This window comes from Streptosporangium fragile, assembly GCF_039534445.1.
Classification (GTDB): domain Bacteria; phylum Actinomycetota; class Actinomycetes; order Streptosporangiales; family Streptosporangiaceae; genus Streptosporangium; species Streptosporangium fragile.
On record NZ_BAAAVI010000012.1, the window covers coordinates 32,896 to 51,316 of the forward strand.

General features: G+C 73.1%; 14 protein-coding genes. 6 read left to right on the plus strand and 8 right to left on the minus strand.

All coding sequences use genetic code 11. The features are described 5' to 3' along the window. The first annotated feature begins 66 nt into the window (after positions 1-66). The 3 genes from ABD841_RS10375 (at position 67) to ABD841_RS10385 (ending at position 4,183) form a co-directional block, all read left to right on the plus strand. Positions 67-330, plus strand: a complete 264-nt coding sequence (locus ABD841_RS10375; protein ID WP_344970117.1) for a hypothetical protein — start codon at positions 67-69, stop codon at positions 328-330. Then, positions 327-2,153: a dynamin family protein gene (locus ABD841_RS10380; protein WP_344970119.1), complete on the plus strand. Its 1,827-nt coding sequence runs from the start codon at positions 327-329 to the stop codon at positions 2,151-2,153. The genes ABD841_RS10375 and ABD841_RS10380 overlap by 4 nt, the downstream gene beginning before the upstream one ends. 71 nt (positions 2,154-2,224) lie before the next feature. Next, positions 2,225-4,183: a dynamin family protein gene (locus ABD841_RS10385; RefSeq protein WP_344970121.1), complete on the plus strand. Its 1,959-nt coding sequence runs from the start codon at positions 2,225-2,227 to the stop codon at positions 4,181-4,183. 290 nt (positions 4,184-4,473) lie between these two features. On the opposite strand, the gene ABD841_RS10390 is transcribed toward ABD841_RS10385, so the two are convergent. From ABD841_RS10390 to ABD841_RS10400, 3 genes are all read right to left on the minus strand, one after another. Next, positions 4,474-7,146, minus strand: coding sequence for an Hsp70 family protein (locus ABD841_RS10390; protein ID WP_344970123.1), 2,673 nt, complete (start codon positions 7,144-7,146; stop codon positions 4,474-4,476). A gap of 244 nt (positions 7,147-7,390) precedes the next feature. Then, a complete protein-coding gene (locus ABD841_RS10395) occupies positions 7,391-8,323 on the minus strand; it encodes a hypothetical protein (RefSeq protein ID WP_344970124.1) in 933 nt (310 codons plus the stop codon). 38 nt (positions 8,324-8,361) lie between these two features. Continuing rightward, positions 8,362-9,288, minus strand: coding sequence for a S66 peptidase family protein (locus ABD841_RS10400; RefSeq protein WP_344970126.1), 927 nt, complete (start codon positions 9,286-9,288; stop codon positions 8,362-8,364). 30 nt (positions 9,289-9,318) lie between these two features. Between ABD841_RS10400 and ABD841_RS10405 the strand changes: the two genes are divergently transcribed. Then, entirely contained in the window at positions 9,319-10,200 is an 882-nt protein-coding gene (locus ABD841_RS10405; RefSeq protein ID WP_344970128.1) for a sulfotransferase family protein, read from the plus strand. 18 nt (positions 10,201-10,218) lie between these two features. On the opposite strand, the gene ABD841_RS10410 is transcribed toward ABD841_RS10405, so the two are convergent. From ABD841_RS10410 to ABD841_RS10430, 5 genes are all read right to left on the minus strand, one after another. Continuing rightward, entirely contained in the window at positions 10,219-12,117 is a 1,899-nt protein-coding gene (locus ABD841_RS10410; protein ID WP_344970129.1) for an ABC transporter ATP-binding protein, read from the minus strand. A 133-nt stretch (positions 12,118-12,250) separates the two neighbouring features. Further along, positions 12,251-13,054 carry an enoyl-CoA hydratase/isomerase family protein gene (locus ABD841_RS10415; protein WP_344970131.1) on the minus strand — a complete coding sequence of 268 codons (804 nt, stop codon included), beginning with the start codon at positions 13,052-13,054 and terminating at the stop codon, positions 12,251-12,253. Positions 13,055-13,186: 132 nt separating this feature from the next. Further along, on the minus strand, positions 13,187-13,402 hold the full coding sequence (locus ABD841_RS10420; RefSeq protein WP_030507271.1) for a helix-turn-helix domain-containing protein: 216 nt from the start codon (positions 13,400-13,402) through the stop codon (positions 13,187-13,189). Positions 13,403-13,516: 114 nt separating this feature from the next. After that, positions 13,517-15,115 (minus strand): ABC-F family ATP-binding cassette domain-containing protein, encoded by a 1,599-nt coding sequence (locus ABD841_RS10425; protein WP_344970133.1) that lies wholly within the window; start codon positions 15,113-15,115, stop codon positions 13,517-13,519. A 189-nt stretch (positions 15,116-15,304) separates the two neighbouring features. Beyond that, the gene (locus ABD841_RS10430) at positions 15,305-15,925 is read right to left on the minus strand and encodes an acVLRF1 family peptidyl-tRNA hydrolase (RefSeq protein WP_344970134.1); all 621 of its coding nucleotides are present in this window, start codon (positions 15,923-15,925) and stop codon (positions 15,305-15,307) included. Between the two features lie 325 nt (positions 15,926-16,250). Between ABD841_RS10430 and ABD841_RS10435 the strand changes: the two genes are divergently transcribed. Then, a complete protein-coding gene (locus ABD841_RS10435; RefSeq protein WP_344970136.1) occupies positions 16,251-17,351 on the plus strand; it encodes an EAL domain-containing protein in 1,101 nt (366 codons plus the stop codon). Between the two features lie 184 nt (positions 17,352-17,535). Then, complete coding sequence (locus ABD841_RS10440; RefSeq protein WP_344970137.1) at positions 17,536-18,396, plus strand: siderophore-interacting protein; 861 nt, start codon at positions 17,536-17,538, stop codon at positions 18,394-18,396. The last annotated feature ends 25 nt before the right edge of the window (positions 18,397-18,421 follow it).

The following is an 18,421-nucleotide window of genomic DNA, read 5'->3' on the forward strand; positions in this document are numbered from 1 at the left end:
CACCACGCCTCACAAATGCCCGGTATGAGGCTACACACCCTGATATTGGACCGTAACAATTTCTGGTTGGGGTCAACGATGGAGGAGCCGGACGACCTGGCCGAGCTGCGTCGACTCCTCTTCGCGGCGATCCCCTACCCCACCGAGGAGGAGAATCTGGCGATGCTCGCCCAGACGCTCTCGTCGAGCACCCCCGGCCCGTGCCCGCCGCCCGACCCGGGCGGGCCCGGCTCCCCTCCCGCGCAGGGGGCGCGGGACCTGCCCGTACTCGTACCCGGTGCCCGGAGATCCCCGGAGCGCACGAACCGTACGGCGGGGGGTGGCGCGTGACCGCCGGACCGGCCGAGCTGCTGCGCGGCCTGTGCGACGCCACGGTGGCGAAGCTGGCCGGCGCCGAGCTGCGCGAACGGGTGGCGCAGGTGCGCGCCGACCTCGACGCGCCGCTGCGCGTGGCCGTGGCGGGCGCGGTCAGCAGTGGCAAGTCGACCCTGGTGAACGCGCTGCTCGGGCTGCCCGTCGCCCCCGTCGACGCGGGCGAGTGCACCTTCGTCGTCACCCAGTACGAGTACGGCGAGGACGACGGCCTGATCACGATCGAGCTCAAGGACGGCGGCGTGGCCCGCTCCCGGCTGCTGCCGGGCCACCGGCTCCCCTCGGAGCTCGGCGTCGACGTGGCCCGGATCAGGCGCCTGCGGGTCTCGTTGAACCTGCCGTCGCTGCGGACGGTCACCATCATCGACACGCCCGGCATGAACACGGTGACCGCCACCAACGAGCGGGCCGCCCGGAGCATGCTGTTCGGCTCGGGCGACGAGGACGACCGCGCGCAGGCGATGATCTACGTGCTGCGCTACGTCCAGAAGTTCGACGACACCACCCTGTCCGAGTTCCGCGGCCTGACCGACGCCTGCGGCATGAGCTGCGTCAACACCCTCGCCGTGCTCGGCCAGGTCGACCGGCGCGGCGACGAGGACGACCCCTGGCCGACGGCCAGGCGGCTGGCCGCCAAGGGCTACCAGGACCTGCGCACCTCCGTCTTCGACGTGGTCCCGGTGATCGGCCTGCTGGCCGAGACGGCGCGCGCGTGCCCGCTGGCCGCCGAGGAGGTCGAGGCGCTGTCGGTGCTGGCCGGGCTCGACGAGGACGACCTGGAGGACTACCTCCTCGACCTGGAGGACTTCCGCACCGCGCCCGACCTGCCCGTCCCGGCCGAGGTGCGGCACCGCCTGGTGGAACGGCTGCACCGCTACGGCATCGCCACCGCGGTGGCCGCGGTACGGAACGGGATCCGCGACGGCGCCGCGCTCACCGCCCACCTGCTGGAACGCTCGGGATACGCCTCGGCCGGCCGGGCCGCGACCGGCTCGGTGGCCGCGGGCATCGCCCACTTCGCCCGCCGCGCCGACCAGCTCAAGGCGCTGGACGCGCTGACCCGGCTGCGCAGGATCGCCCGCACGCCCGCGCTGGGCGCCGACCGCGCCACCCTGGACGCGCTGGCTGCGCAGCTCGACGAGAACCGGCCGATCGCGACCGCCCTGGGCGGCCTGCGGATCTTCGCCGCGGCCGAGGCGCTCGGCCGCGGCGCCCTCGTCCTGAACGAGGAGATGACCGAGGAACTGCTCCGCCTGGCCCGCCACGACGACCCCGCCGAGCAGCTCGGCCTGCCCGCCGGGGCCTCGCAGCAGGAGATCGCCGCCGCGGCGACGACGGCGTCGATGCGCTGGCGCACGCTCGCCATGATGAGCGAGGGACGCACCGCCGGGCACCGGGCCAGGGACGTGCTGACCGTGCTGGAGGACATCGTCCTGGCGGCGCTGGAGGAGGAGAGCGCCCCGCAGCCCGGCGGCGGCGAGGCACTGCCCCCGCTACGCATCGACCCCGCCGCGATCGAGGCCCTGCGCTCCTCCCCCATGGTCCCGGCCGACGACCGGCGGGCGCTGGAGCTGCTGCTCTCCGGCACCGAGCTCGCCACCCAGCTCGGCGCCCCGCCCGGCAGCCCGCGCGCCGAGGTGGCGGGCTACGCCGCCGCCCTGGGCGCCCGGTTCCGGATCCTCACCCACCGCCCGCTGTCCCTGCGGCAGCGCCGGGCGGCGGAGACCCTCTGCGAGGCCTACGAGACCATCTGGGCGCACTACCACCAGGACGCTTCCTAGGCGCCCCGGACCGCGCCACCGGCAAGGGACGGTGGCGCGCACGATCCCCCGACAGGAGACAAGGACAGACGATGACGACCCCCGACCCGACCAGCCCCGTGGCCCGGCTGCTGCGCTACGCCAACGAGGTCCACGCGCTGGCCGGACAGTCCGGCAGGAAGGACCTGGCGGAGGTGCTGGCCGCGTACGCGGGCCGCTGGAAGGACGAGTGCACCGACATCGTGGTGGCCGGGGCGCAGAAGCGCGGCAAGAGCCGGCTGATCAACACCCTGGTGGGCCGGCCCGACCTGGTGCCGGTCGACGCCGACGTGGCCACCAACTGCTTCCTGTCGCTGCGGCGCGGCCCGCAGCTGGCCGCCGTGGTCCATCGCAACACCGACAAGGGACTCACCCAGACCCCGATCACCGTCGAGTCGATCCCCGACTACGCCTCGATGCGCGGGGACATCGGCAAACGCCGCGATGTCGTCAGCGTGGACATCACCCTGGACACCCCCGTCCTGGACGGCCTGCGGCTGCTCGACACGCCCGGCGTGGACAGCCTCACCGTGGGGCACCGGCAGGTGACCGTGGCGATGCTCCAGCGGGCCGACGCGCTGCTCTTCACGCTCAGCGCGCAGGACCAGCCGGTGCTCCGGCACGAGCTGGAGTTCCTCGCCGAGGCCGCCGAGCGGGTCCGGGCGATCGCGTTCGTGCTGACCAAGGTGGAGGACTCGGCCAACTGGAAGAGCCTCATGGAGGAGAACAAGGCCCGGCTGCGGACCTTCGTCACCGAGGCGATCGCGGCCGACCCCGGCCGGTCGGTGACGCTGAGCCCGCTGCTCTCCGCGCCGTGGATCCCGGTGAGTGCCAAACTCGCCGAGGCAGCCGAGGCCAAGCGCCGCGAGGGACGTCAGGAGCGCGCGGACGCGCTGCGGGCCCGCAGCGGGATGGACGCGCTGGAGCGGCAGCTGCGGGCCTTCGCCGAGGGCAGGGAGTCCGCGCGGGGCGCCACCGTGGTGGCCGCCGCGCTGTCGGTGCTGAACTCGCTGTCGACCGGGGCGAAGGACGACGTGGCCGTCGGCTCCGACGACGAGGGCGACCTGACCGCCCGGCTCGCCGAGGTGGACGCCGACCTGGCGGCCCTCACCGAGCTGACCGCCAAGCGCAGGGCGGGCGCGGTGGCCAACACCTTCCTCGCACGCGAGGTCGGGAGCATCGTGGCGGCGCGGTTGACCGAGATCCGCCAGCCGTACGAGAACACGATCGCCACCCTGAAGAACCAGGCGCAGATCGACAAGTACATGGCGGAGCTGCCGGAGAGCGCGCAGCGCTCGCTGGAGGCGGCCTGGTCGCAGATCATCTACGACACGGAGGTCCTGGCCCGGACCACCCTGGACGCCTTCGCCCGCGATCTCGGTCTCGACCCGGTGCAGCTGACCGTCGACCGGCGGGCGATGCCCAACCTGTCAGCGGTGCAGGTGCGGGGCGACATGGCCGCCGACGCCCCGGTCAACGTGGACCTGGTGCGCGACGTGCTGCCGTCGGCGTCGATGGGCCTGTCGTTCGGCGGCCTGGCCGCGGCCGCGCTCGGCCCGGTGGGCTTCCTGCTGGTCGCCCCCGCCCTGGGTGCGGCCATCTTCCTGGGCCGGCGCAAGATGGAGCAGGTGCAGCGCAGCCAGGCGGCGATCAGAACCGCGCTGCGGGACCAGTTCGCCCTGGTCACCCGGGAGATGACGCTCGACCTGGAGCGGATGGTCACCACCTGGCGGGTGAACGTCGAGCAGGCCGCGGACGACAGCCTGGCCCAGCGCCGCAAGGAGCTGGAGACCCGGCGCGCCGAACTGAAGTCCGCCTCCGCGCGCTCGGCCGCCGAGCGCCGCAAGGCACGCGAGTCCGGCCAGGAGCGCATCGCCAAGATCGCCGCTCTCACCACCCGCGGCCACGAGCTCCGCAAGGAGCTCGGCGCCGCCGTGGCCGCCCTGGGCGCCGCCCCGGCGGCCCCCGAGGGAGCGCCGGGGGCGGTCCCCCCGGTTCCCGCCGGAGCCTGAGAGCCCTCCCGGCCCCCGGGGCCCCGGAAAGCACGGGAACCCGGGGGCCGGGAGGAGACAGGAAGCCCGGGGACCGGAGAGCCGGGGACGCTCTCCCGGGGCCGCGGCCGCCGGGAGAGCGTCCCCACAGGATTCCGGAGAAAGCCGCCGGATCCCCGGAGGGCAGAGGCCACCCCGCCACACGCGGGGTGGCCTTTCTCGTGTGTGCCCGCCCGCGGGCCCTGAAGGCCCCGTCCGGGGCCGCGGGGGCGGGGCCTGGCCCCCGGAGCTCCGGAGCGGGGGCCCGAGCCTCACAGAGGCATGTGCACCAGGGTGGCGGGCTGGTCGCGGGTGGTCCCGCTGGTGTCGGCGGGACGGTGCAGGCAGAGCAGGCCCGTGGCGACCCGGGCGACCGGCTCGAACATGCCCGGCGTGCGGTGCACCTCCCGCGCCCCGCCGGGGGTGACGTGCAGGAGTCTGCTGCGGCCGGCGTCCAGCATGGTCATCCACATCGAGTCGCCGTCGGCGACCAGACGCGGGCGCTCCCAGCGATAGCGGGAGGTGAGGTGGCCGGCGAGGGTCGCCGACTGCTTGCCCATCAGGAACTCCAGCGTCTGGGAGCGCTGGTCGAAGATGCCGACCGACCAGCCCCGGGCGGGGCTGAGCTGGTCCGTGCCGACCGCGTAGATCTGGCTCCCCGCCGGGAACCAGCGCAGGGCGCCCGCCCGGGGCCGCGGCATGACGAGCTTGGTCTGGCCGTTGGGGAGGTCGGCCTCCAGCCCCGCCGAGCTGGAGGTGAACCACCGGCCCCGGTGCAGGACCACCTGGTGGAGCCAGGGACGCCCGGGCTCGCGGATCGTCGGACGCACCACACCGCCGGGGTCGACCAGGCACAGCACCTGCCACGGCCGGAAATCCTGGTGCCGGTTCTGGAACATCGGCTTGTTGCTGCTGAACTGCCCGAGCACCACGGTGCAGCCGGGCGCCCCGACGGAGGGCGCGGGCTCGGTGCCGCTGGGCGCCTCCTGGTCGAGCAGGCGGCGGAGCCGGTTGTCCTCGTTCAGGAACCACTGCGCCTGCGCGCCGAGCTCCCGGGGCTGGGGAGGCTGGAAGGCGAACCCCCCGGCCAGGTCGAGCTCGATCATCGCCAGCTGCCCGGTCTCTCCCCAGGGCAGGCCCACCGTGGGGTCGGTCGGAGTGGGCTGCCGCGACTGGAAGAAGACCCAGGCGGTGCGGCCGTGCGCGATCACGCCGGGGTTGCCCCACATCTGCATCGGATAGGTGCCGCGGATGGCCAGGTCGGGGGTGAGCGTGCGGACCAGCACCTGCGCCGGGCCGACCTGCTCCACCGTCACGATGCCCTCGCGCGACGCCTCCCACTCCACCAGCCGGCCGAAGCCGAGCTCGCGATCGTGACGGCCGTCGACGCCGTCGAGCCTGCGCAGGAAGTGCCCGTTCTCGAAGGCCTGGTGGACGAAGATCCGCCCCGCCTCCACGCGCGCCTCCAGCACGCCGTCCACGACCTTCTCGATCCCCTGGACGGTGGGCCCGCCGCCCGCCGGGCCGGCGGGGACCGCGGGGCCGACGGGGCTCTGGTGCCCGGCGGCCGGGCCGCCCGCCGGACCGGTGAGGATCTGGTGCCCGCCGGTGGCGCCGTCCGCCGGTCCGGGGGCGGCCCGGTGCCCCCCGGTCGGCGTCACGGCCGGGCCCGCCGCGGGCCCGCCCTGCGGCCCCGCGAAGGCGTGCGGTCCCGGGCCGGGTGCTCCCTGCGGGACCGCGGCGGGACCGCTCGGCGCGGGGAAGGCGTGCCTGCCCCGGGCCGGCTCGGCGGCCGGGGCGGCCGGGTGGCCGGAGCTGGCCGGAGCCGCCACGGAGCCGGAGGACTGGGCGGGGTCGCGGGACTCGACCTTGAGCTTCCAGGCCAGCTGGGCCGCGCCGTAGGCCACAACGATCTTCGGGTCGTCGTAGGTCCGCACCCGCTCGCCGAAGCGCTCGCGGACGACCTTCTGGACCAGCGGCATACGGCTGGGGCCGCCGGTCATGAACACCGCGGCCAGCTCCTCGGTCTGCACCCCCGCGCCGCGGATCGTCTCGTCCAGGATGTCGACCGTCCGGACGATGTCCTCACCGATGAGGTCTTCCAGGTCGGCCCTGGTGATGTGCACGTCCTCGTTGATGCCGACCACGTAGTGGGAGGAGGTGTCGAACTTCGACAGCGTCTCCTTGGCCTCCCTGGCCATCTTGAGCAGGTCGGCGGCGTAGCTGACGTAGCGCCGCTCGGGGTTGGTGGTCACCTGCTGCCACCACTCGGCGTCGTGGCGCTCGATCTGGGTGCCGAGGAAGGCGAACACCTGCTCGTCGAAACCCTCGCCGCCGATCTCGTCGCTGCCGCCGGGCTCGCCGACGACCGCGAAGTCGCTCCCGTCGACGGTGAGCACGGCGGCGTCGAACGTGCCGCCGCCGAGGTCGTAGACGGCCAGATGCGACCCGCCGCCGGCCGCCCGTCCGGCGGAGGCGAAATAGCGCGCCGACGCGACGGGCTCGTCGACCAGTACGATCCGTACGCCCCGGACGACCTTCCTGGCCGCCGCCAGCAGCACCGCCTTGCGGTCGTCGCCCCAGGCCACCGGGTGGGTCAGCGCGATGCAGTCGGGGTCGGCCCCGTCGAAGCGCCGCCGCCCCTCGCTCACGAACAGTTCGAGCAGTGCCGCCATGGCGTCGGCCACGTCCACCGGCACCCCGCCCAGCAGCATCCGGCCGCGGCCGACGTAGCGCTTGGGATTGCGCTCGACCCGCTCGGGGTTGATCCCGATCCCCCGCTGGGCGATCCGGCCGGCCACAAGCGTCCCCCGCTCGTCGAGCATCACAGCAGAAGGGACGCGCCGCTCCCCCTCGACCTCCAGCACGTCGAAACGTCCGTCGGCCGCTATCACCCCGGCGGAGAAACTCGTCCCCAGATCGACACCGAGGCACCACTGCGCCATGTCACACTCCTCGCAAATCCAGACCCCATCATCCCGCATCCGGCGACCACATCACGGGCGTGGGCGGACACGCCGGGAACGATCCGGTAGGCGGATCAAGGGCCGTCGGGGTGAACGCGGGGGCGGGGACCGGCCCGGGCACACCTGCGACGCACCGGGGCCACCCCCGCGGCCCACCGTACATCCGCCGGGCGACTGGGACGCCCGCCGCCCTCCGCGCGGGCGGCGCGCTCGCGGTCGGTGGTCAGTTCCCGCCGGTCCCGGGGTCGGGGCGGACGGCCAGGGCGGCGAGGACGCGGGCGAAATCGGGTGGAGGCGCGACGACCAGGCGGATCTGGCCGTCCTGGCTGACCAGATCGGCCCGGATCAGGGCAAGCCGGTCGTCGTGCCACCAGTACACCTGCGGGCTGAGCGCCTCGTCGCGCAGGTCGAACTCCCGCTGGGCGAACAGCCGCAGCCGCTCGATGGCGCGGACCACGCCGATGCCCTCGACCGGGTGGACGATCAGCGTCGCCGGGTCGGGCAGCGCGACGAGCACGCCGTCGGCGGGGACGGGCAGGTAGTCGTCGAGCCTCCGCAGGTGGGCGGCCGCGTCCGCGGTGGGACCCGTCAGCCTGTGGATCGCCACCCCGCCGAGGTCGCCCTCGGTCATCGACAGCCGCTCGTCCCGACGGGCGTTGTCGAGGGCCAGGTCGAGCGCCTGGGCCGCGGTGATCGGCCAGCAGCCGACCTCCTCCGGCCGGACCGGGCGCCCGGCGGCGCCGTACCCGATGGTGAGCACCTCGACCAGGTCGGCGGTGAGATGGCGGCCGACCACGCGGGCCGGCTCCAGGTCGTCGTCGAGGTGGATGCGGGTGCGCAGCAGCGGGCGGACCTGGTCGAGATCGCACGCGTCGAGCGGCTCGTCGGCGGTGGCCAGCGTGTGGGACAGGTGCTCGGAGACGAGCATCGGCCAGTCTTCACGCGAGCGCCGGCGGGCCTCCGCGCGCAGCCCGGTCAGCCGGACCACGACGTGCCGGGGGCCGGTGAGCGTGAGCGTCTCCCCGCCGGGGTCGAAGGAGCAGGCGTATCCGAGGGTGTCCGCGACCAGCGCGAGCAGGGAGTCGAGATCGACCTCCTCGATCGGACGCGACGGCGACTTGGCCCCTCGGTCGCGGCTCCGCCGGAACAACCTCACGCGCGCGCCCCCCTGCCGGTTTCCTCCTAGGTTTCCCCTTAGAGTGCCTTGCTGGCATCCCGCAGTGAGTAGGTCAGAGAGCACGATTTAGCATCAATAGCACCAAGTGCCCCCAGCAGTACAGAGAACTGCGGCGATCCGTGTCCTACCGGTAACCCTGCGAGAACGGGCACCCCGAGCGGGGCCAGCAACTCCTCCAGCACCGGGTGGGGATCGCCGCAGTCGACCCAGGAGCCCAGCGCGAACCCGGCGGCGCCCGCCAGCGAGCCCGACTGGAGCAACTGGGTGAGCATCCGGTCGATCCGGTACGGCGCCTCGCCGACGTCCTCCAGCAGGACGATCCTTCCCCGCGCCGACAGCGCGTACGGGGTGCCGCAGAGCGCGGCCAGCAGGCTGAGGTTGCCTCCGGTCACCGGGGCGACGACGTCGCCGGGAACGATCATCCGGTCACCCGCGACGGACCCGGGCTCGCCGGCGAGCGCGGTCGTGAGGTGCCCGAAGGTGCGCGGCTCGGGCCCCTCGGGGTCGCTGATCGTGGCGCAGGCGGGCATCGGGCCGAACCAGGAGGCCAGGCCCAGCTCCACGGCGAACGCGCTGTGCAGCGCGGTGACGTCGCTGGAGCCGACGAGCGCCTTGGGACCGGCGGCCCGCATGGCGTCCCAGTCGAGGTGGCCGAGGACGCGGGTCGCGCCGTAACCGCCCCGGGCGCAGAACACCGCGGACACCGCCGGGTCGCACCAGGCCTCCTGCAGGTCGGCGGCCCGCGCGGCGTCGGCCCCGGCCAGGTAGCGGTGCCGGTCGAGCACGTGGGCGCCGGTGACGACCTTCAGGCCGAGACCCTCCAGGACGCGGACGCCGCGTGCCAGCCGGACGGGATCGGGCGGGCCGCACGGGGTGACCACGGCCACCGTGTCACCGGGCCGGAGCGGGGGCGGCGCCACCGCGGGCGTAGCCGGTTCGTTCACCCCGCAAACGGTGCCACACTGGGCTGACATATGCGACCTCCGCCCCACATCCTGGTGGTCAACGGCATCAAGGTCCGTCAGCCGGTGTTCGTGCTCGCCGCCCCGCACTCCGGCGCGGTCCCGGTGGCCCGCGCCCTGAAACGCTCCCCCGGCTTCCACGTCACCATGGGGCGGGCGGCCGTCTCGCACGTCGTCCACGCGTTCGCCCGGCGGCCCTCGATCGCGGGCCGCGGCATGGGCGCCACCCGGGTGCTCCGCGACGCGATGGCCGAGTCGTGGCAGATCCTCCCGGACGCGTGCCAGGAGTGCCCGGCCCCGTGCCGGGAGGCCGGCGGTGTGACGGGGACGGGCCCCTGCGTGGCCTCGGGCTCGGTCGCCAGATTCGGCGACGCCACCCCGGACCTGCTCTACAGCGCCCCGGTGCTGCTGCAGGCGTTCCCCGACGCCCGGTTCGTCCAGCTCATCAGGGACGGGCGCGACGTGGCCGCCGACATGCTGGCCGACCCCGAGGCCCTGACGTGGTTCAGGCCGGCCATGCTCAGCGAGGAGACGGAGTTCCCCAACCCGTTCCTGGGGGTCAACTCCGGCGAGCACCGCGAGCGCTGGAAGGCGATGCCGACCGCGGGCAAGTGCGCGCTGCGCTGGCGCGGCGCCGTCCGGCTCGCGGCCTCGCTCCACCGCGAGCTGCCCCGCGACCAGCTGCTGACCCTCCGCTACGAGGACGTGGCCGCCTCCCCCGCCGACGCCGCCGAGCAGCTCACCCGCTTCCTCGGCACGCGCGTGTCCGGGTTCGCCCTGTACGGCGGGAACGTGCCCAAGGTCGGCGTCTGGCGCACCCGCCTGCGCGGCACGGACGCCGAACTGGTGGCGAAGGTCGCCCGCGAGGAGCTCACCCGCCTGGGCTACACCTGAGCCCCGGCCGGCCCGGGTTCACGAGGGGGACTCACCCGGGGCCTGGTCGGCCTGGCTGAACTGGGTCCGGTAGAGCTCGGCGTAACCGCCGCCGGCGGCGAGCAGCTCCTCGTGGCGGCCCCGCTCGACGATCCGGCCGTCCTGGACCACCAGGATCTGGTCGGCCTCGCGAATCGTGGACAGCCGGTGCGCGATGACCAGCGAGGTCCGCCCGGCCAGGGCCGCCTTCAGGGCCCGCTGGACGGCGGCCTCGGACTCGGAGTCGAGATGGGCGGTGGCCTCGTCGAGGACGACCACGCGGGGCGCCTTGAGCAGCAGCCTGGCCAGGGCCAGCCGCTGCTTCTCCCCGCCGGACAACCGGTGGCCCCGATCGCCCACGACGGTCTCCAGCCCCTCGGGGAGCTCCTTGACGAGATCGGCGATCTGGGCGGCGCGCAGGGCGTCCCAGATCTCCTCGTCGGTCGCCCCGGGCCTGGCGTAGCGGAGGTTGGCCCCGATGGTGTCGTGGAACAGGTGGGCGTCCTGCATGACGACGCCCACGGTGTCGCGCAGCGAGGCCAGCGTGGCGTCGCGCACGTCGAGGCCGTTGACGCGGACCGCGCCCTCGCCGACGTCGTAGAGGCGCGAGACGAGACCGGTGATGGTGGTCTTGCCCGCGCCGGAGTGGCCCACCAGGGCGACCATCTGCCCGGGACGGGCGGTGAAGGAGACACCGCGCAGCACCTCCTGGCCGGGCCTGGTGTCGGGGCGGGCCACCGCCTCCAGCGAGGCCAGCGAGACCTCGGCGGCCGCCGGGTACCTGAACCGGACGTCGTCGAACTCCACGGAGACCGGCCCGTCGGGGATCGGCCGCGCGCCGGGCCGCTCGGCGACCATGGGCTTCAGGTCGAGGACCTCGAAGACCCGGTCGAAGCTCACCAGGGCCGTCATCACGTCGACGTGCACGTTCGACAGGCTCGTCAGCGGGCCGTACAGGCGCATCAGCAGGGCCGCGAGCGCGACCAGGGTGCCGAGCTCGAAGACGTCCGAGACGGCCAGCAGGCCGCCCACGCCGTACACCAGGGCGGTGGCCAGCGCGGCGACCAGACCGAGCGCGACCCGGAAGACGGTCCCGTACATGGCGACGGTGACGCCGACGTCGCGCACCCGGCCCGCCCGGCCGCCGAAGGCGGCGGCCTCGTCGTCGGGCCGCCCGTACAGCTTGGCGACCATCGCGCCCGCGACGTTGAACCGCTCGGTCATCATGGAGCTCATCTCGGCGTCGAGCTCCATCTGCTCGCGGGTGAGCCCGGACATCTTCCGGCCGACCCACTTGGCGGGAAAGACGAAGATCGGCAGGAGCACGAGCGCGATGAGCGTGATCTGCCACGACAGTGCCAGCATGGCGCCGAGCACCAGCACCAGCATGACCACGTTGGAGACGACCGACGACAGGGTGCTGGTCAGCGCCCGCTGAGCGCCGATGACGTCGGTGTTCAGCCGGGAGACCAGGGCGCCGGTCTGGGTGCGCGTGAAGAAGGCCACGGGCATGCGCTGGACGTGGTCGAAGACCTCGGTGCGCAGGTTGTAGATCAGGCCCTCGCCGATCCGCGCGGAGAACCAGCGCTGGACGAGGGTGAGCGCCGCGTCGGCGAGCGCCAGGCCGGCGATGGCGAGCGCGAGGCCGACCACGACCCCCGGCCGCTTCGGGATGATCCCGTCGTCGATGATCGCCTTCATCAGGAGCGGATTGGCGATCACGATGACCGAGCCGGCCACGACCAGCGCCAGGAAGGCGGCCATGTGCCGCGCGAAGGGCCGGGCGTAGCGGGTGATGCGCCGGACGGTGCCGGGGGTCAGGCGCGTCTTGGTCACCGAGCTGTCGCGCCGCATCGAACGCATCACCTGGGGCCCGAAGCCCCCGCCCATCATCGCCATACACTCTCCTCCCCCGGTGCGAGCGCCGGGGGAGGCATCCCCATTCCCCCATCAGCTTGAGGCGAACAACCACCGGCCCGCCGGGCCGGGCCGCGGCGAGCCCGGACCGCCGGCGGCCGGTGGCCGACGCGGGCTACGAGAAGCGCGCTTTGACACGCGCGGCCTGTTCGCGGGCCTCGGCCGCGCATTGCTCCTCCAGGGAGCGCCCCGAAGCGCCCTGGAGCAGCCTCTTGGTCGCCGTCGCGGCGTCGCGATCGGTCGCCAGCAGCGCGGCGGTCAGGTCGCGTACGGCGCCGTCGAGCTCGTCGCGGGTCACGACCAGCTCGGCCAGTCCGATCCTGGCCGCCTCCTCGGCCCCCACAGTGCGGGCCGTGAGGCAGATCTCGACGGCCCTGGACAGGCCCACCAGGTCGACCAGCGGCTTGGTGCCGGTCAGGTCGGGGACCAGCCCGAGAGCCGGCTCCTTCATGCACAGTCTGGCGTCGTCGGCCAGGATCCTCAGGTCACAGGCGAGCGCGAGCTGGAAGCCGGCGCCGATCGCGTGCCCCTGGACCGCGGCCACGGAGACGATGTCGGGACGGCGCAGCCAGAGGAAACCCCGCTGCGCCTGCGCCACCCGCTGCTCGAACGTCGAGCTGTCGAGTGTCGCGGAGGACGCGAACGATCCCTGCCCGGGAACCCCCTCGGGCGTGAACATCCGCAGGTCGATCCCTGCCGAGAAGGACGGCCCCTCACCTCTGACCACGACGATCCTCACCTGCTGCGGCAGGTGGTCACCGATGTCAGCCAGAGCCGCCCAGGTGGCGAACGTCTGTGCGTTCCGCTTCTCCGGACGGTCCAGCGTGATCGTCGCGATCTCGCCGTCCACCTCGTAGCGCAGACCGACCTCCTCCGGGGAGATCTTCTCCGCACTCCCCCCGAACGCTGCTTCCGTCATGACTCGCTCTCCCGCCTCTCCGTTGCACCTCGCCCGAGCCTATCGAGTCTCCAGAATGAGGTTCTACAGGTCCGGGCGGGACGATGCCGGCGTGGAGGACGAGCTGCTGCGGTCGCGCGTTCCGAGGCGGGGTCAGCGCTTGGACTTGCCTCGGGTGGCGCCGCCGCGCCCGCGCAGAGTCACTCCGGACTCGCTCAGGATGCGGTGGATGAACCCGTACGAGCGGCCGGTCGAAGCGGCCAGCGCGCGGATGCTCTCACCCGCGCTGTAGCGCTTCTTGAGATCGGCGGCCAGCTTTTCGCGGTCGGCCCCGGTCACCCGGGTGCCCTTCTTCAGAGTCTCGGCCACGAGTACCTCCTGTAGTGCCAGACTTCCGCAGCGTTACACACGCCATGATCAGTCATTTCAGCGAGATCGGCTACCTACTCCATGGGAAAAGATCCGTACCCGCTCAAATTAAGATCAGGCAAGTGCCACAAGATCGGAAAATTCGTCGCTCCACGCGTCTTCAACTCCGTCAGGTAGCAAGATCACCCTATCGGGTTGTAGTGCCTCCACAGCACCCTCATCGTGCGTGACAAGCACAATCGCCCCAGAATAGGACCTTAGCGCCGAAAGCACCTGCTCGCGGCTGGCCGGATCGAGGTTGTTCGTGGGCTCGTCCAGGAGCAGGACGTTGGCCGCGGAGAGCACGAGGGTGGCCAGGGCCAGCCGTGTCTTCTCCCCGCCGGAGAGCACCCCGGCGGGCTTGTCGACGTCGTCGCCGGTGAACAGGAACGAGCCGAGGACCTTGCGCAGCTCCACGTCGGGCAGCTCTCCCCCGGCCGAACGCATGTTCTCCAGCACGGTGCGGCCGGGGTCGATCGTCTCGTGCTCCTGGGCGTAGTAGCCCAGCTTGAGGCCGTGGCCGGGCCTGACCTCTCCGGTGTCGGGCTCCTCCAGACCCCCCAGGATGCGCAGCAGGGTGGTCTTCCCCGCACCGTTCAGGCCCAGGATGACGACCCTGCTCCCCCGGTCGACGGCGGCGTCGACGCCGGTGAAGACCTCCAGCGAGCCGTAGGACTTCGACAGCCCCTCCCCGGCGATGGGGGTGCGCCCGCACGGGGCGGGCTGGGGGAAGCGCAGCTTGGCGACCTTGTCGCTGCGCCGCTCCACCTCCAGGCCGGCGAGCAGGCGCTCGGCACGGCGCTGCATGTCCTGGGCGGCCTTGGCCTTGGTCGCCTTGGCGCGCATCTTGTCGGCCTGCGACATCAGCGCCGCGGCCTGCTTCTCGGCGTTGGCACGCTCGCGCCGCCTGCGCTTCTCGTCGGTCTCGCGCTGGGCCAGGTAGGCCTTCCAGCCGACGTTGTAGGTGTCGATGGTGGCGCGGTTGGCGTCGAGGTGCAGGACGCGGTTTACCGTCGCTTCAAGGAGCCCCACGTCGTGGCTAATAATGATCAAGCCGCCCTGGTGGGATCGCAAAAAATCACGAAGCCACCCGATTGAGTCGGCATCAAGGTGGTTTGTCGGCTCGTCAAGCAGGAGAGTCTCCGCCCCGCTGAAGAGGATGCGGGCCAGTTCCACCCGCCTGCGCTGGCCTCCGGAGAGCGTCTCCAGCGGCTGGCCGAGCACCCGGTCGGGCAGCCCCAGGCTGGAGGCGATGGAGGCGGCCTCCGACTCCGCGGCGTACCCGCCCAGCACGTGCAGGCGGTCCTCCAGGCGGCCGTAGGCGCGCACCGCGCGGTCCCTGGTGCGCTCGTCGGCCGACGACATGCCGAGTTCGGCCTGGCGCAGCTCGCGCAGGACCTGGTCGAGCCCGCGGGCCGACAGGATGCGGTCGCGGGCGATCACCTGCAGGTCCCCGTTGCGGGGGTCCTGCGGCAGGTAGCCCACCTCGCCCGTGATGGAGACGGTGCCCGCCGCGGGCAGGCCCTCGCCCGCGAGCACCCGGGTGAGGGTGGTCTTGCCCGCGCCGTTGCGGCCGACGAGCCCGATCTTGTCACCGGGGTTCACCCGGAACGACGCACCCTCGACGAGCAGCCGGGCACCGGCTCGCAGTTCGATGTCAGAAGCTACGATCATGATTGGAGAAGACTCCCAGGGGAGGAAACACACAGGCTCACATCACTGTGACCGAACCCGCCGCGCGCCTGTGTCTCCCGGCTCTCGGCTCGGCCGTCTCGTCTGCGTCGGGACGCCGGTCAATCGGGAGTGCGCATACCGATCAGTGTACGGGGCGCAACCGACCCGTCTCTCCTCGATTCCCGCCGATCAGGCGGGATCGCTGACCTTGATGCGGACCGCGCGGAACTGGCCGGGCGTGTCCTTGAGCACCACCAGCCGGGGGTCGGGGACCGTCAGGAAGGGCCCGGTCTCCAACGCGAAGATCGGAGCGAGCCTGCGGTCCGACCGCAGCGCGTCGACCGCCCGCCGGTCGCCGCCCAGCACGACCGCCTCCAGCTCCCCCACGTACGGGCCGAGCACCCGCAGCGCCACCTCGGCCGCCGCCTCGTGCGCCTGCCCCACCTGTTTCTCCCTGCGCCGGGCGAAACGCTGCTGGGACCAGCCGCCCGCCGCGCTGCGTCCGTGGACCGGACGTGAGCCGACCTTGGAGGAGAGCAGCTCGTCACCGTGGAAGATCCCGGCCGCGTGACCGCCCAGCCGCACCAGGAGCACACCGACCCGGCGCGCGGTCCGCGCATGGGTGATCAGGCGCCCCAGCGGTCCGCCCCCGGAGGCGGTCAGCGGCGGGAAGGGCACCTGGCACTCGGCCACCGCGCCGTCCGCGCCCACCAGGCGCACCACGTCGGCACCGGGGGAGACCGTGACCTCCGGCGGGCCGTGCCGGTCGACGAACCCGTCGATCCAGCGCCCCAGACGCTCGTGCCCCACCAAGACCCAGCGGCCTCCGCCCCTGGCCGGTCGCGATGTCGTGACTCCTCCACTCCATGAGAGGGGGTGGTCTCTCGCCCCCTCGGCCGAGGCGGGCGACGGACGGGCCCTGACCGCTCCGAACAGGAGAACCATAGCGGAGAGGCGATTCCCCGTCCCCTTCCGGGTGAACCCGGCGCTCCCCGCCGGGCGGGGCGGAACCTGGCACCCCGTGGCCTCCCCGGGCCCCGGCCCCGGCCCACCGACTTCAACGAATGGCGAAATATCGGTGAACATCACCGCACGCGTCTTATGCGGAGGCGAAGGCCTGGTTCATCCTCTGAACGTGTCGAGTAGAGCGCACGTCCTCACGCAGGCCTCCGCAGCGGCCACCGCGGGCACCACGCCGATCGTCGACCTCGACACCGGGGGCGTCATCGCGCTCCAGGGGAACGTCGAAGGCCACGGCAACATCTCCTCCACCGTCGAGACCCTCCGCCAGGCCGCCAGGAGCGAGGCGCTGCTCCCCCTGGTGCTCACCCTGCCCACGACGGCGGTGATCGGCGGCTCGGCCGCGATGGCGCCGCTCCACGAGGCGCTGCGCGCGTCCGGGCGCCGACCGCGGGAGGTGATCCTCATGGTCCGGGGCGACTTCGCCCAGATCGAGCGCCGCTCGCTGCTCACCGGGCTGGACGGCCTGCGCGCCATCGGCTACCTGATCGCGGTGGGCGACCTGGGCACCGGGCACGTCCCGCTGGACCTGCTGGCCGACGCGGCGCCGTACCTGGCGGTGCTCTCTCCGGACCTCGTCGCCCGGGTGCACCGCGACGCGCGCCGCGCCGCGCTCGGCGAGGGCCTGGCACGCCTGGCCCGGAACGCCGGCTCGCACGTGCTGGCCCCGGGGGTGACCGACGAGGGGCAGCTGGCCATGATCCGCGGCTGGGGAGTGCGGCTGGCCCAGGGACCACTGCTGGTCCCCGGGCCCACCGGCCGGGTCCACGTGCCGCTCCCGGTCGTCGCGCCGGAACCGGCCCAGGCCACGCTCGGCCCCCGCGTCCAGGAGTTCCTGCTGCCCGCGGTGACCCTGCCCTACGAGGCGACGGCAGAGGACGCGATCGACGCCTTCGGCAGCGAACCGTCGATCACCAGCGTGATCCTGGTCGACGAGTACCAGCGCCCGCTGGCCAGCCTCGACCGCAGCCGCTTCCTGCTCACGATCGCCAGCCGCTTCGGCCACGCGCTGCACAGCAAGAAGCCGGCGGCGCGTCTGGCCGACCCCGCCCGCACGGTCCCCAAGACCACCCCGGCCATCGCCGCCATGCAGGTCGCCGGCCGCGACGGCGAGCGCATCTACGACGACCTGGTGGTCACCGACGAGGTGGGACGCTGCATGGGCATCGTCCGCGTCGCCGATCTGATCCGCCAGGTCGCGGCCATGCAGCGCTGACCCCCCGGAAACAGCCCGGACCCCGGAGACGGGGCCACCCGCATGTCGTCCTTTACGTTGTAGATTTCTACCGCCTTTCCGGAGGGCGGGATCGGGGGAAGAGGTGGCGAAGGCCTTCGTCGCATTCGCGTGGCGTATGGTACGAGTTAGGGTTACCTAATTTGCACCTCTGGGAGTGTGGCATATGGCAGACGAGAAGCCCGCGCGCCGCGCGCGCACGGTGACACGCGGCCGGGTCGAGCGGGTCGAGCGGCTCAGCCCGCACATGATCCGGGTGGTGCTCGGCGGTGAGGGTCTCGCGGACTTCCACGCGGGCGAGTACACCGACCACTACGTCAAACTGCTGTTCGCCCCGCCCGGGGTGAGCTACCCGCAGCCGTTCGACCTGGAGGCGATCCAGCGCGACCTGCCCCGGGAGCAGTGGCCCACCACTCGCACCTACACCGTCCGCCGCTGGGACGCCGAGGCGCGCGAGCTGACGCTCGACTTCGTCCACCACGGCGACAGCGGCCTGGCCGGTCCGTGGGCCGACCGGGTCCGTCCCGGTGAGGAGATCTCCTTCTTCGGCCCCGGAGGCGCCTACGCGCCCGACCCGGCGGCCGGCTGGCACCTCCTGGTGGGCGACGAGAGCGCGCTGCCGGCGATCGCCGCCTCCCTGGAGCGCCTGCCCGCGGGCGCGCAGGCCTGGGCGTTCATCGAGGTCGCGGGGCCCGAGGAGGAGCAGCCGCTCGACTCCCCCGGCGACGTGAAGATCGTGTGGCTGCACCGCGGGACCGCGCCGGTCGGCGAGCGGCTGGTCAGAGCGGTCCGCGAGCTCGACTTCCCCTCCGGCGCCGTGCACGCCTTCGTCCACGGTGAGGCCGGATTCGTCCGCGACCTGCGCCGCTACCTGCGCACCGAGCTGGGCATCCCGCTGTCGCAGCTGTCCATCTCGGGCTACTGGCGCCTGGGCCGCGACGACGAGTCCTGGCGGTCCACCAAGCAGGAGTGGAACCGGCAGATCGAGGAAGAGGAGGCCGCGCCCCTGGCCGGCCGCGCCTCCTGAAGGCGCCGGGATCACCCCGGACCGC